The sequence below is a fragment of the Propionibacterium freudenreichii subsp. freudenreichii genome (assembly GCF_000940845.1).
Lineage (GTDB): Bacteria > Actinomycetota > Actinomycetes > Propionibacteriales > Propionibacteriaceae > Propionibacterium > Propionibacterium freudenreichii.
Map to the genome: position 1 here is coordinate 2,164,455 of NZ_CP010341.1, position 13,776 is coordinate 2,178,230.

Here is a 13,776-nt window from a genome sequence, read left to right on the forward strand (position 1 = left end):
GGCCGCCATCTCAGGACGTCGGGGAGGCGCCGGGACGGGCCGCGTCGAGCTGGCCCAGGTGCAGGCGGGTGTTGTCGGCCACCTCGCGCAGCTCACGCACCCGTTCGGCGTGGTTGTCGGCCTTGCGGGTGTTCACCTCGAGCACGATGCGGCCGTCGAAGGGGCTGTCATTGAGGTATTGCAGCAGGCCCCACACGTTCTGGGTGCCCTCGCCGGGGAACAGGTGCTCGTCGCGGCGCAGGCCGACGCCGTCGGTCAGGTGCACGTGGCGCAGCCGCGGACCCCACGTCCTGGCGAGCTCAAGGGCGTCCAACTGCGAGGTGGCCGCATGCGAGACGTCCAGGGTGAGCGCGTCATAGTCGAGGTCGGTGGGATCCCAGCTGGGCAGATAGGCCTGGAAGGCACGCCCGGGGGTGCGCCATGGGTACATGTTCTCCACCGCGATGGTGACTCCGGTGTGCTCCGAGATGTCGCGCACCCCGGCCACGAACCCGGCGGCGTATTCACGCTGCCAGCGCAGCGGCGGGTGCAGCACCACCACATCGGAGCCGAGCGCCAGGGCGGCCTCGCAGGAGTGGCGCACCTTGTCCCACGGATCGGGGCCCCACACGTTCTGGGTGAGCAACAGGCAGGGTGCGTGCACCGACACCACGGGCATGCCCGATTGGGCGGCCAGACGCGCCAGGTACGGCACATCGGCACTGGCCGCGTCGAGGCCCACCATCACCTCGACGCCGTCGTACCCGGCTTCCGCGGCAATGTCGAATGCCTCCGCGGTGTGCTCGGGGTAACAGCTCGAGGTGGACAGGGAAACGGACAGACGCTTGCTTCCGGACGCGTCGGGAAGGGGCTTACTGACCACACCTCCACGGTAGAACACCGATCCAACCCGGTGTGCGGCGACGTTCGGATCGCAAGTGGACCCCGTCGCCGGGGAGCACTGCGACGTCCCCGCCCCGGCCGCTCGTCGGCACCCATGTCGGGACCCCTGGGGCACCGCGCAACGATGCCGGGCGCAGGTCCGGGCGACACAGCCGATGACGCGGCGGGAGGGTACCCGGTTTCGCGATCGGGCGCCGGGCTTGACACAATGAGGCCATGCATGTCGACCATCTGACGTTCGCCGCCGGTCCCGAAGGTCTTGAGGTCGCCGCCAAACACCTGGGCGAGCTCCTGGGCGAAGAGTTCAAGGACGGCGGATTTCATCCTCGGTTCGGTACGCGCAACAACATCCTGCCCCTGCTCAAGGACCGCTACCTCGAGGTGGCCGAGGTGCTTGACCACCCCGTCGCCGAGAAGGCCGTCTACGGCCAGGCCGTTCGGGCCCGCTCCGAACAGGGTGGTGGCTGGCTCGGCTGGGTGATCTCAGTGGACGACCTGGCACCCTTCGAGGAACGCCTCGACCGCGGCGCCGTGCCCGGTTCGCGCCATTTCCCCGACGGCCGGGAGCTCAAGTGGGAGCAGATCGGCGCCAAAGGCCTGATGAGCGACCCCCAGCTGCCCTATTTCGTGAAGTGGGAGAGCCCGGCAGACGTGCTGCCGTCAGCGCTGCCCGGCGACATCGCCCTGGCCTCGTTGGAGATCGCCGGCTCGCGCCAGCGCATCGAGGACTGGATGGGCGAGGCCCTGCCCGATGTGTTCGACGGCGTGAACATCGAGTTCACCTCGCCGAACGCGCATCCGGGCATCAACGCCGCGATCTTCTCCACCCCCGAAAGGGGACTCGTGCGTATCTGACGCACCCATGAACGAGCCATTCCCTGGGTCAGTGTCGCCCCTCGGGATGGTTCCCTATCCTCCGCATCCGGGCCGGTGCGGCAGAAGTGTCACTGGTGCCGTCTAGCGTTGACGCGTGGCCAAGAAACAGCAGGACTCCTATCAGTGCACCGAATGCGGTTGGACCGGCGTGCGCTGGGTCGGGCGCTGCCCGCAGTGCCAGGCCTGGGGCTCGGTGGTGGAACGTGGCGCCTCGGTGTCGACCAGCACGGCCGTGCGGACGTCGGCACCCACCACGCACGCCCTGCCGATCGCCCAGGTGTCGGCGCAGGCCTCCGATCGCCATCTCACCGGGATCGGTGAGCTCGACCGCGTGCTCGGTGGCGGCCTGGTGCCCGGCGTCGTCGTGTTGTTGGCGGGCGAGCCGGGCGTCGGCAAGTCGACCCTGCTGCTCGAGGTGGCGGCGCAATGGGCGCGAGCCGGGCACCGCACGCTGTATGTCACCGGTGAGGAATCGGCCTCGCAGGTGAGGTTGCGGGCCACCCGCACCGACGCGCTGGCCGACGAGCTCTACTTGGCCGCCGAGAACGACCTGGGCACCGTGCTGGGTCACGTCGAGGAGGTGGAGCCGAGCCTGATGGTGCTCGACTCGATCCAGACCGTCAGCGCCGGCAGCGGCGATGGCGTCAGTGGGGGCGTCGCACAGGTGCGCGAGGTGACCACGGCCCTGGTGCGGGTGGCCAAGGCCCGCGGGATGGCCGTGATCATCGTGGGACATGTGACCAAGGACGGCGGCATCGCCGGCCCGCGCACCCTGGAGCACCTGGTTGACGTGGTGCTCAACTTCGAGGGCGACCGGCACTCCGGCTTCCGCATGGTGCGTGCCACGAAGAACCGCTACGGCCCGGCTGACGAGGTGGGGTGCTTCGAGATGGGTGAGGGCGGCATCGTCGAGGTGCCCGATCCGTCCGGGCTGTTCACCACCCGCCACGACGAGCCGGTGCCCGGCACCTGCGTGACCGTCACCATGGAGGGTCGCCGTCCGCTGCTGGCCGAGGTGCAGGGCCTGGTGGCCCCGGTGCCCAATGAGACGCCGGCACGGCGCGTCACCAACGGCGTCGACTTCTCGCGCGTGGCGATGATCCTGGCCGTACTGCAACGCAAGGCACGCCTGCCGATGAGCCGCCGCGATGTCTATGTGAGCACGGTCGGGGGCGCCCGCATCACCGACCCGAGTGCCGACCTGGCCGTGGCGGTCGCGGTCGCCTCGGCCTCACTCAACCGGAACTTCCCCCGGCGGGTGCTGGCGATGGGCGAGGTGGGGCTCGCCGGCGACCTGCGCCGCGTGCCCGCGCTGGAACGCCGCGTCGCCGAGGCCGACCGGCTGGGCTTCGAGCTGGCCATCGTGCCCACCAACTCCCGCGACAACAGCCGCGGAGCGCCCACGCTGCACAACCTGAAGGTAGTGGAGGTGCCCAGCGTGGCCGACGCGCTGGGCGTGCTCGACCTGCGCCGCGCAGAGCGGCGCTGACCAGTGCCAGCTCGCGCGGGGACCGTAGGATACGGGTGTGGCTTCAATAGGTGACGCCAAGGGGCGTGTGGCCGAGCAGTTCCGGCAGTACCGGTCGCTGCTCGCTCCCGGCACGCCCTTGCGCGAGGGCCTGGAACGCATCGTCAACGGCCGCACCGGTGCCCTGGTGGTGCTGGGTGACAATGCGATCGTGCAGCAGATCAGCACCGGCGGCTTCGTGATCAACACCGACTTCACGCCCACCGCGCTGCGCGAATTGTCGAAGATGGACGGCGGCATCGTGCTCTCGTCCGGCCTCGACCGCATCCTGCGCGCGGGCGTGCACTTCGTGCCCAGCGGCTCCATCGAGACGATCGAAACGGGCACCCGCCACCGCACCGCCGACCGCATCGCCCAGCAGGCACATGTTCCCGTGGCCACCGTCTCGGCGTCGATGTCGACGATCGCGCTGTTCCTCGAGGGCATGCGCTTCCCCATCGAGCCGAGCCACCAGATCATGGGCCGTGCCGATCAGGCACTGGCCACCCTGTCGCGCTACCGCGACAGGCTCACCGACGACACCCGCTACCTCACCGGCCTGGAGATCGCCGACCTGGTGACGCTGCGCGACCTGGTGCGGGTGTGCCAGCGCGTCGAGATGGCCCGTCGACTGGCCAAGGAGCTCGAGGGCTATGTCGAGTCATTGGGCATCGACGGGCGGCTGCTGCAGCTGCAGTTGTTCGAGTTGACCGCCGGCGTCGACGAGACAGCCACCCTGTTGGAGAACGACTACAGCATCGAGGAACGTCCCGGAAAGCCCTCCCTGGAGGAGCTCGAGGAGTTGCCGACCGGCGACCTGCTCGATCCGGAGTCGGTGTCATCGGCGATCGGCTTCGGCGCGATGCCGCTGGACACCCACCTGAGGCCCAAGGGATTCCGCTTGGTGCACCAGGCGGCGCAACTCGACACAGTGCTGACCCGCCGCATGCTCGACCAGGTGGATTCGATCCAGGAGCTGTTCGACCTGTCGGTGGAGGACCTGATGCGCGTGGATGGCATGGACGCCAAGCACGCCCGTGCCCTGCGCGATGGCCTGGCGCGGTTGGCTGAGCTGGGCACCCAGTCGTGATGTGGCAGTCCTGACGTGGTGGGCCTGATCGCCCGACGAACACCGGGGGCGGGGTGCCGCACGTGATGGAACCCGGGCAACGCCGCGCGGTGGTCCGCACCGTCAACCAGTGGTACGCCCATGCTGCCCGCGACCTTCCGTGGCGGCGTGTGGGAACCAGCCCCTGGGCGATCATGGTCAGTGAGTTCATGGCCCAGCAGACACCGGTGGCCCGCGTGGTCGGACCCTGGCGCGAGTGGCTGGACCGTTGGCCCACACCCGATGCGCTGGCCGCCGAGCCGAGCTCCGCGGCCGTCGCTGCCTGGGGCAGGCTCGGTTATCCGCGCAGGGCGCTGCGCCTGCATGCCGCCGCCACCGCCATCCGCGACCACTTCGGCGGCGAGGTGCCCCACAGCGTCGAGGAACTGCGTCAGTTGCCCGGCGTCGGCGACTACACCGCCGGCGCCATTGCCAGCTTCGCCTTCGGGGCCCGTGCCCTGGTGCTCGACACGAATGTGCGCCGCGTGCTCACCCGCCTTGACGCCGCCCGGCAGTTCCCCGCGAACTCCACCACCGCCGCCGAACGCCGCCTGGCGATGGACTGGCTGCCCGACGACGCACCCACCGCGTCCCGTTGGGCGCAGGCCTCGATGGAACTGGGCGCGCTGGTGTGCACCGCCGCCAACCCGGCCTGCGATGACTGCCCCGTGCGCGCCGACTGCGCGTGGCTGGCGGCCGGGCGTCCGGCCCACGACGGCCCACCGCGACGCACCCAGGCCTATGCCGGCACCGACCGGCAGGCCCGCGGCACCCTGCTGGGTGCCCTGCGCACCACGCCGCAGGGCTTCGAGGTGAGCGTGCTGTTGCAGCACTGGCCCGCTGACCCCGCGCAGGCGAGCCGTGCGTTGGACGGATTGTTGTCCGACGGGCTGGCACACCGCGAGGGCACCCGCGTGACGCTGTGAGCCGCCGTCCCGGAGCATCCCACGCCGTGGTGGGCCGTCCACCACGAGCACCCGGGGGCCGTCGTTATCGCACTTCCCTATACTGATGGCCGAACACGGGAGTCCGGCAGCGGGCTGAGAGGAAGGCGCGAGTCTTCGACCGTCACACCTGATCCGGATCATGCCGGCGCAGGAAGGCCTCTTGCGGGTTCCACCCGCACCGTGCCCCAACCCACGAAAGGGCACATTTTCATGTCACCAAGCAAGACCACCCCAGCGACGAGCGACCAGACGCGTCCGCTCGAGGTGGGCACCCGCCACTGGCGTGTCGTCGACATCGTCGTGGCCGCCGTCCTCGGCGTCGCGTGCGGACTGATCTTCTGGATCTGGAACTCCATCGGCTACGCCTGGTATTCGGCCATGGGAGCACTGCTACCCGGCCTGGGTGGCATCGCAGCCGGCATCTGGTACCTCGGCGGCACCCTGGGTGCCCAGGTGATCCGCAAGCCCGGCGCGGCCATCTTCGTCGAGCTCGTGGCAGCCATCGTGTCGGCCCTGATCGGCAACGCATGGGGCATCGAGACACTCACATCGGGCCTGTTCCAGGGCATCGGTGCCGAGATCATCTTCCTGATCTTCCGCTACCGCGCCTGGTCGCTGCCCGTCACCCTGCTGGCCGGCGCCTTCGCCGGCTTCGGCGCCTGGGCCAATGAGCTGTTCATCGGTTCCACCCCCAATATCGCCAAGAGCTTCGGCTACAACGCCGTCTACCTGGTCAGCAACCTGGTATCCGGCGCCGTCCTGGCCGGCCTGCTCGCATGGCTGCTCACCAAGGCGCTCGCCAGGACCGGCGTGCTGTCACGGTTCGCCTCGGGCCGCGAAGCCTGAGCGCGCCCTGAACGCCACCAGCATCGTGCCCACCCCCAGCACGGACCTCGCCCCGGGCGTCGTCGCCAGTGACTGGGGGTGGCGCTATGCGGGCCGCCAACGATGGGCCGCCCGCCACCTTGACTTCACCATCGAACCCGGCGAACGCGTGCTCCTCCTGGGCGCCAGCGGTGCCGGGAAGTCGACATTGCTGGGTGCCCTGACCGGGGTGCTCGGCGGCGACGACGAGGGCGAGGAGGCCGGCAGCCTGCTGGTGGGTGGCAAGCACCCCACCCGGATGCGCGGACATGTGGGCCTGGTGATGCAGGACCCCACCTCGCAGATGATCCTGCAGCGCATCGGCGACGATGCCGCCTTCGGGTGCGAAAACCTGGCAGTGCCCCGCGAACAGATCTGGCCCCGCGTGCGGGCCGCCCTCGACGCGGTGGACCTGCGCCTGCCCCTCGACCGCTCCACCACGGCGCTGTCGGGTGGCCAGCAGCAACGGCTGGCGATCGCCGGCGCCCTGGCCATGATGGGTGGGCCGGGCGCGCCGGGCATGCTCTGCCTCGACGAGCCCACCGCGAACCTCGACCCCGAGGGTGTCACGACGGTGCACGACGCGATCGCCTCGGTGGTCACCGACCGGCACACCACCCTGGTGGTGGTCGAGCACCGCGTGGACATCTGGACCGACCTGGTCGACCGCGTGATCGTCGTGTCGGCCGATGCTGGCCTGCTGGCCGACGGCGCGCCCCGGGAGGTCTTCGCCGCACAACGCGAGGTGCTCACCCGGGCGGGCGTCTGGGTGCCCGGCGCACCACGGGGCGTCGAACCACGCACGCCGCCGGCACCCGGCGAGCCCCTGCTCACCACACACGACCTCACCATCGGCCACGGCAGGGCGCATCCGGTGCGCACGATGGAACCAACGCAGGTTCCCGCCGGCCTGTCCACCACCATCGTGGGCCCCAATGGGGCCGGCAAGACGACGCTGGCACTCACCCTGGCGGGGCTGCTCGAACCGCTCGCCGGCAGCGTCGAGGCGGCGCCATCGCTGCGTCCGACCTCCGCCAGGTTCCTGACCCGTGCCATGCACCGGCACTTCGATCCGGCGCGTCCGATCACCTGGGCAAGCCGCGACCTGCTGACCCGCATCGGCACGGTCTTCCAGAATCCCGAGCACCAGTTCGTCACCGGCTCGGTGCGCGAGGAACTGGCGGTCGGGCTCAAGGCGCTGGGCCGAGGGGCCCGTGACATCGATTCCAGGGTGGACGCGCTGTTGGCCCGGCTGCACCTGGAGTCGCTGGCCGACGCCAATCCCTTCACCCTGTCGGGTGGCGAGAAGCGGCGGCTGTCGGTCGGCACCGTGCTGGCCGCCGAGCCCCGGGTGATCGTGCTCGACGAGCCGACCTTCGGCCAGGACCGCGCCACGTGGATCGACCTCGTGCAGCTGGTGCAGGACGTGTTGGAGCAGGGACGCACCGTGATCTCGGTGACCCACGACCGCGACTACCTCGAGGTGCTGGGCGAGAACGAACTGCGACTCGACATTGCGTCGCCGCACCCGGCGTCGGCCAGCTCGCCCGCGGGTGGTCGGCCGGCTGGCCATGCGCCCGGCGAGCGTCGGCCCAAGGACCGTCAGCCCAGTGCCGATCAGCCCAGCGGCGAGCGACCCAGTGCCGACCAGCCCAGCGACCATCGGATGGCACCATGACCGCACTCCCCCACGCCCCACTGACCGGCACCGACCAGTCCGGGGCGTCCGGCGCCGACTGGTCGGGAGCGCTGGCCCGGCTCAACCCGGTGACGCGCCTGCTACTCACCGTGCTGGTGGCCATCCCCGTGTTGATCAGCCTCGACTGGCTGAGCGCCACGGTGATCTTCGTCGGCGAGCTGGTGGTGTTCCTCGCCTGTGGCGTGCGGGCGCGGATGCTGGCACGGCGAATGATCCCGCTGCTCATCGTCGCGCCGCTGGCGGCCATCAGCATGGCCCTGTACGGCAAGCCCGGCGGCGATGTGTACTTCCAGTGGTGGCTCGTGGTGATCTCGCAACGGTCGTTGACGATGGCGATTGCCGTGGTGCTGCGCATCTTTGCGCTCGGCCTTGCCGCGCTGGTGCTGATGGGTGGCCTCGACCTCACCGCCACCGCCGACGGGCTGGCGCAGATCTGCCACCTGCCGGCGCGCTTCGTGCTGGGCACGTTGGCCGGCATGCGCATGATCAACCTGTTCGCCGCCGATTGGCGCACCATGGCCCAGGCGCGCAGGGCACGCGGCCTGGGCGACGCCGGACGGCTGCGCCGCTTCGCGACGATGGCCTTCGCACTGTTGGTGTTCGCGATCCGGCGCGGCACGAAGCTCGCCACGGCCATGGAGGCCCGTGGCTTCGACGCCAGCACCGCCGCACACCGCACCTGGGCGCGTCCCTCGCGCATGGGACGGGCCGACGCCGTCGGCTGGTTGGTGGCCGTGGTGATGGTGGCGCTGGCCCTGGCGGTGTCGATCAGGCTGGGCACCTTCACCCCGGTCACCCGCTGAGGGGGCGTCCATGGCCACGGATATGACGCTGCCCGACGACCTCGACCGGCTGGTGGATCGCCTGGTGCGTGACGCGCGGGGACGCCGGCCAGTCATGGTGCTCGACGGCGGATCGGGCGCGGGCAAGACCCGGCTGGCGACGCGCCTGGTGGGCGCGCTGGGGGAACGCGGGATGCACGGCGTGCAGCTGGTGAGCATGGACAGCTTCTACCCGGGCTGGGATGGCCTGCAGGCCGCCAGCACGATGCTGCCCGAGGTGTTGCGCGTGCACGATCCGGGCTATTGGCGCTGGGACTGGCAGGCCGGGCGACGCACCGACCGGGTGGGCCTCGATGGCGACGCGCCGATCCTGGTGGAGGGCTGCGGCGCCCTCACCGCGTTCAGTGCCGGGGTGGGCACCACGGCGATGTGGTTCGTGATGGACGCGGCACGCCGCAAGCAGCGCGCGCTGGGACGCGACGGCGAGCTGTATGCACCCCATTGGGACCGCTGGGCGGCCCAGGAGCGTCAACACTGGCGCCGGGACCGTCCCCGCGAGCTGGCCGACGTCGTCCTGCACGACGCCGGGCAGGTGGACGCCGGGGCCGTCTGATCCTGGACCGACGCCTGCTCCCGGGATAGGTGTGGATTTAGCACCGTAGACGGTGCTAAATCCACACCTATCTTCTTTCCCAGGGGCTGCCCAGCCCCTGTGGCGCGGGACCGGGCGCGACGCCATCGATGCCCGCGGCCCTAGGCTGGCCCCATGGCAGTCCTCGAACTGGCGGGCCTCACCCTGGGCGGTCCACACACGGCAATCATCGTGCCCCTCACCGGCGCAGACCCCGGAGCGGTGCAGGCGCAGGCCGAGATGGCCTCGCAACCCGCGGTTGACCTGGTCGAATGGCGGGTGGACGCCTTCGCGCCGGGCGCCGATGACGCCCTGCTCGCCGACACCGCACGCCACATCCGCACCACCACCGGCAAGCCATTGCTGGCCACCGTGCGCACGGGCAGCGAGGGCGGTCACTTCACCGGATCACCCGAGGACTACGCACGCCTGGTGGCCACCCTGGCCGGCCTCGACGACGTCGACGCGGTGGACGTGGAGTACCGCCATCCCGCCGCCCCCGAGACGATCGCGTCCGCCCATCGGGCCGGCACCGCGGTGATCGGCTCCTTCCACGACTTCGCCGGCACGCCCTCCCTCGACGCAATGGTCGCCCACCTGGAGGCCATGGAGCAGGCCGGCGCGCAGCTGTGCAAGCTCGCCGTGATGCCCCACAACCCGGAGGACACCGCCCGCCTGCTGTTGGCCACCGCCACCCGCTCGCGCGACGCCCACACCCCCCTGCTGACCATCGCGATGGGACGCCTGGGGCTGGCCAGCCGGCTGTGCGGGCACGACTTCGGCTCCTGCGCCAGCTTCGCGGCCCTCGACGACCACGGCTCGGCCCCCGGCCAGCTGCCCCTGGATGACCTCGCGCAGGCGTTGTCGATCGTGCGGCACGCCGAGCGATGAGCATCCCGACACCCCCACAGGGCTGGCGCTCCCAGGCCCGCCTGCTGCCCATGCTGCTGTGGCTGAACATGGCCGTGCAGCTGTTGGCCGGCGCGATGTGCCTGCTACTGGCCACCCGGGTGGACACCCCCACTGACTCCGTCGACGACCCGGGCCTGCGCATGTTCGACGCCTGGCAGCTGCTGACCACCGCCACCGGGCTGGTCTTCATGCTCACCGCCATCGTCTGGCTGGTCTGGCAACGCGGCACCGCCCGCATGGCGCTGCGCTGGGCCCCGGAGCTGTCACAGCCGGCCTGGCAGCTGTTCAACTGGGTGATCCCGCTGATCAACCTGTGGCGTCCGCTGGTCGACCTGCGGGCGCTGCACCGGGTGTTCACCATCGTGCGCAAGGACGAGATGGCCGCCGACGGCATCCGCGGATCCATCGAACTGGCGCAGGTGCGCCTCGACGACTTCCGCGCCGCCACCACGCGCTGGTGGGCCTGCTGGATCACCTTCGCCACCGCGCAACTGGTGGCCGCCTGGATCGTGGCCGGCGCCTCGGGCACGACGGGGGCCCGCGCCGGATTCATCGCCAGCGGCATCGCCGACCTGCTGGCGCTGCCCGCCGCATTCCTGGCCACCCGGGTGGCGTCGGAGCTCACCGGCCGGGTGGCGGACGCCGCCGGCCTGCGGGCCTGAGCACGCCGGTCCCGGTGCACGCAGTCACCTGAACCAGTGTTACCCGCCACATTCCCGACATGACGCAGGAGGGGCCGCACATCCTGTGGGATGTGCGGCCCCTCCTGACTCTGCTTCTGCGTTTCCTACGAAGCGCTGGGCGCCGTGCCCTTATGAAGCGCTGGGCGCTTGCGGCTCAGCCGGACCGGCGTCTCCGCCAGTGCTTCCCGCACCTGTCAGCTGTGCGAACTCCGAGTCGGTCACCTCGTCGTGCTTCGGCATCCCCTTGAAGGTGAACGCCTCCGTCGACTTCTTGGTGGCACCCTCAGCCACGTCGACCAGCACGATCGAACCGGCCTTGAGGTCGCCGTAGAGGATCTTCTCCGAGATCGGGTCCTCGATGTCGCGCTGGATCGCACGACGCAGGGGACGAGCACCGAGCACCGGGTCGAAGCCGCGCTTGCCCACCAGTTCACGAGCAGCGGGCGTCAGCTCGATACCCATGTCGCGGTCGCCAAGGCGATTCTCGATCTGGCCAACCATGAGGTCGACGATGTGCAGGATGTCGTCCTGCGACAGCTGGTGGAACACCACCACTTCGTCAACGCGGTTGAGGAACTCGGGGCGGAAGTGCTGCTTCAGCTCCTCGCTCACCTTCGACTTCATCTGCTCGTAGCTGTTCTCGGTGTCGCCGGTCTTCGAGAACCCGAGGTTGACGCCACGACTGATGTCGCGCGAACCAAGGTTCGTGGTCATGACGATCACGGTGTTCTTGAAGTCGACCACACGACCCTGGGCGTCGGTCAGGCGACCTTCATCCAGAATCTGCAGCAGCGAGTTGAAGATATCGGGGTGTGCCTTCTCGATCTCGTCGAACAGGATCACGCTGAACGGCTTGCGGCGCACCTTCTCGGTGAGCTGGCCACCCTCTTCGTAGCCGACGTATCCGGGCGGCGAGCCGAACATACGGCTGGCCGTGTGCTTCTCGGAGTACTCCGACATGTCCAGGGTGATCAGCGCATCCTCGTCGCCGAACAGGAACTCGGTGAGCGCCTTGGTGAGCTCGGTCTTGCCGACGCCGGACGGGCCGGCGAAGATGAACGAGCCACTGGGACGGTTCGGGTCCTTCAGGCCGGCACGAGTACGCCGGATCGAACGGGAGATGGCCTTGACGGCCTCGTCCTGCCCGATGTAGCGCTTGTGGATCTCGTCCTCCATGTTGAGCAGGCGCTGCGACTCCTCCTCGGTGAGGCGTGCCACCGGCACACCCGTCGAGCTGGACAGCACCTCGGCGATCTCCTCCTCGCCCACGACGGCGGGCGTATCGGACTCGCCTTCGCGCCAGGCAGTCTCCTTCTCGGCACGCGCGGCGGTGAGCTTGCGCTCGTCGTCACGCAGCTTGGCAGCGGCCTCGAAGTCCTGATGGTCGATCGCGGCCTCCTTCTCTGCACGGTTGGCGGCGATCTTGTCGTCGAACTCGCGCAGGTCCGGCGGCGCAGTCATGCGCGCGATGCGCATGCGTGCACCGGCCTCGTCGATCAGGTCGATGGCCTTGTCAGGCAGGAACCGATCCTGGATGTAGCGGTCGGCCAGGTTGGCGCCCGCGCTCAGGGCCTCGTCGGTGATGGTGACGCGGTGGTGGGCCTCGTAACGATCACGCAGCCCCTTGAGGATCTCGATCGTCAGCTGCACCGAGGGCTCATCCACCTGGATGGGCTGGAAACGACGCTCAAGGGCGGCGTCCTTCTCGATGTGCTTGCGATATTCATCCAGCGTGGTGGCACCGATGGTCTGCAGCTCGCCACGAGCAAGCATCGGCTTGAGGATGCTTGCCGCGTCGATGGCGCCCTCGGCGGCACCGGCACCCACCAGGGTGTGCAGCTCGTCGATGAACAGCATCACGTCGCCACGGGTCTTGATCTCCTTGAGCACCTTCTTGAAGCGCTCTTCGAAGTCGCCACGGTAACGGGAGCCGGCAACCAGCGCACCCAGGTCAAGGGTGTAGATCTGCTTGTCACGCAGGGTTTCGGGAACATCTCCGCGCACGATCGCCTGGGCCAGGCCCTCGACCACGGCAGTCTTGCCGACGCCGGGTTCGCCGATCAGCACGGGGTTGTTCTTCGTGCGACGGCTCAGCACCGTCATCACGCGCTCGACTTCCTTCTGACGACCGATCACGGGGTCGAGCTTGTTATCGCGGGCAGCCTGGGTGAGATTGCGTCCGAACTGGTCAAGCGCACCATTGTTCGTGCTGGTGCCGGGGCCCATTTCGGGAGCGCCAGCGGTAGCCGGCTGGCCACCGCCTTCTTCCTGGTAGCCCGAGAGCAACTGCAGCACGGTGGTGCGGACGCGATTGAGGTCAGCCCCAAGCTTGATGAGCACCTGGGCAGCCACGCCTTCACCCTCGCGGATGAGGCCCAGCAGAATGTGCTCGGTGCCGATATATGAATGGTTCATCTGCAACGCCTCGCGCAGCGAGTACTCAAGCACCTTCTTGGCGCGGGGCGTGAACGGAATGTGACCGGTGGGCGGGGTGGAGCCCTGGCCGATGATCTCGATGACCTGTTCGCGAACAGCCTCCAGCGAGATGCCCATCTGCTCCAGAGCCTTCGCCGCGACGCCTTCACCTTCGTGGATGAGGCCCAACAGGATGTGCTCGGTGCCGATGTAGTTGTGATTCAGCATCTTCGCTTCGTCCTGGGCCAGCACGATGACGCGGCGCGCGCGGTCGGTAAAGCGTTCAAACATTGGTCTCCTTCAGCGGGCCTGCCGGCCCTCCAAGAGTGCCGGACCCCTCAACCCGGTTGGGCTGAGTCTCCCGGACTCATGTTTCAATTCTACAAACCCTCAGGTAATCGGATCTGTTCCCGTCGTTCGCCGCTGCTCAACCTGAGCGACGTACGCTCATGTTGCAAACCTACTGCCTG

The 13,776-nt window shown here is 69.3% G+C and carries 12 protein-coding genes; 10 read left to right on the forward strand and 2 right to left on the reverse strand.

All coding sequences use genetic code 11. From position 1 onward, the window contains the following. Positions 1-10: 10 nt before the first annotated feature. Positions 11-862, reverse strand: a complete 852-nt coding sequence (locus tag RM25_RS09465; protein WP_013161851.1) for a sugar phosphate isomerase/epimerase family protein — start codon at positions 860-862, stop codon at positions 11-13. Between the two features lie 236 nt (positions 863-1,098). On the opposite strand from RM25_RS09465, the gene RM25_RS09470 reads away from it, so the two are divergent. From RM25_RS09470 to RM25_RS09515, 10 genes are all read left to right on the forward strand, one after another. After that, positions 1,099-1,737 carry a VOC family protein gene (locus tag RM25_RS09470; protein ID WP_013161852.1) on the forward strand — a complete coding sequence of 213 codons (639 nt, stop codon included), beginning with the start codon at positions 1,099-1,101 and terminating at the stop codon, positions 1,735-1,737. A 115-nt stretch (positions 1,738-1,852) separates the two neighbouring features. Continuing rightward, positions 1,853-3,247: a DNA repair protein RadA gene (gene radA, locus RM25_RS09475; RefSeq protein ID WP_044636377.1), complete on the forward strand. Its 1,395-nt coding sequence runs from the start codon at positions 1,853-1,855 to the stop codon at positions 3,245-3,247. Between the two features lie 37 nt (positions 3,248-3,284). Next, on the forward strand, positions 3,285-4,355 hold the full coding sequence (gene disA / locus RM25_RS09480) for a DNA integrity scanning diadenylate cyclase DisA (protein ID WP_048733616.1): 1,071 nt from the start codon (positions 3,285-3,287) through the stop codon (positions 4,353-4,355). A gap of 62 nt (positions 4,356-4,417) precedes the next feature. After that, positions 4,418-5,299, forward strand: coding sequence for an HhH-GPD family protein (locus RM25_RS09485; protein WP_375710171.1), 882 nt, complete (start codon positions 4,418-4,420; stop codon positions 5,297-5,299). A gap of 231 nt (positions 5,300-5,530) precedes the next feature. Next, positions 5,531-6,166, forward strand: a complete 636-nt coding sequence (locus tag RM25_RS09490; protein WP_196485097.1) for an ECF transporter S component — start codon at positions 5,531-5,533, stop codon at positions 6,164-6,166. A 25-nt stretch (positions 6,167-6,191) separates the two neighbouring features. Next, positions 6,192-7,862 (forward strand): ABC transporter ATP-binding protein, encoded by a 1,671-nt coding sequence (locus tag RM25_RS09495; RefSeq protein ID WP_036943204.1) that lies wholly within the window; start codon positions 6,192-6,194, stop codon positions 7,860-7,862. After that, the gene (locus RM25_RS09500) at positions 7,859-8,686 is read left to right on the forward strand and encodes an energy-coupling factor transporter transmembrane component T family protein (protein ID WP_080774538.1); all 828 of its coding nucleotides are present in this window, start codon (positions 7,859-7,861) and stop codon (positions 8,684-8,686) included. The genes RM25_RS09495 and RM25_RS09500 overlap by 4 nt, the downstream gene beginning before the upstream one ends. A 10-nt stretch (positions 8,687-8,696) precedes the next feature. Further along, positions 8,697-9,278 carry a nucleoside/nucleotide kinase family protein gene (locus RM25_RS09505; RefSeq protein ID WP_044636380.1) on the forward strand — a complete coding sequence of 194 codons (582 nt, stop codon included), beginning with the start codon at positions 8,697-8,699 and terminating at the stop codon, positions 9,276-9,278. 153 nt (positions 9,279-9,431) lie between these two features. Next, positions 9,432-10,187, forward strand: a complete 756-nt coding sequence (gene aroD, locus RM25_RS09510) for a type I 3-dehydroquinate dehydratase (protein WP_044636381.1) — start codon at positions 9,432-9,434, stop codon at positions 10,185-10,187. Next, positions 10,184-10,870 carry a DUF4328 domain-containing protein gene (locus RM25_RS09515; protein WP_044636382.1) on the forward strand — a complete coding sequence of 229 codons (687 nt, stop codon included), beginning with the start codon at positions 10,184-10,186 and terminating at the stop codon, positions 10,868-10,870. The genes aroD and RM25_RS09515 overlap by 4 nt, the downstream gene beginning before the upstream one ends. 150 nt (positions 10,871-11,020) lie before the next feature. Here RM25_RS09515 and RM25_RS09520 read toward each other — a convergent pair whose 3' ends face one another. Further along, positions 11,021-13,597: an ATP-dependent Clp protease ATP-binding subunit gene (locus RM25_RS09520; RefSeq protein ID WP_044636383.1), complete on the reverse strand. Its 2,577-nt coding sequence runs from the start codon at positions 13,595-13,597 to the stop codon at positions 11,021-11,023. Positions 13,598-13,776: the final 179 nt, after the last annotated feature.

Coding starts and splice junctions, on each gene's coding strand:
- RM25_RS09470 (WP_013161852.1), top strand. CDS start 1,099: ATGCATGTCGACCATCTGACGTTCGCCGCCGGTCCCGAAGGTCTTGAG.
- RM25_RS09490 (WP_196485097.1), top strand. CDS start 5,531: ATGTCACCAAGCAAGACCACCCCAGCGACGAGCGACCAGACGCGTCCG.
- RM25_RS09500 (WP_080774538.1), top strand. CDS start 7,859: ATGACCGCACTCCCCCACGCCCCACTGACCGGCACCGACCAGTCCGGG.
- RM25_RS09505 (WP_044636380.1), top strand. CDS start 8,697: ATGGCCACGGATATGACGCTGCCCGACGACCTCGACCGGCTGGTGGAT.
- aroD (WP_044636381.1), top strand. CDS start 9,432: ATGGCAGTCCTCGAACTGGCGGGCCTCACCCTGGGCGGTCCACACACG.
- RM25_RS09515 (WP_044636382.1), top strand. CDS start 10,184: ATGAGCATCCCGACACCCCCACAGGGCTGGCGCTCCCAGGCCCGCCTG.
- RM25_RS09520 (WP_044636383.1), bottom strand. CDS start 13,597: ATGTTTGAACGCTTTACCGACCGCGCGCGCCGCGTCATCGTGCTGGCC.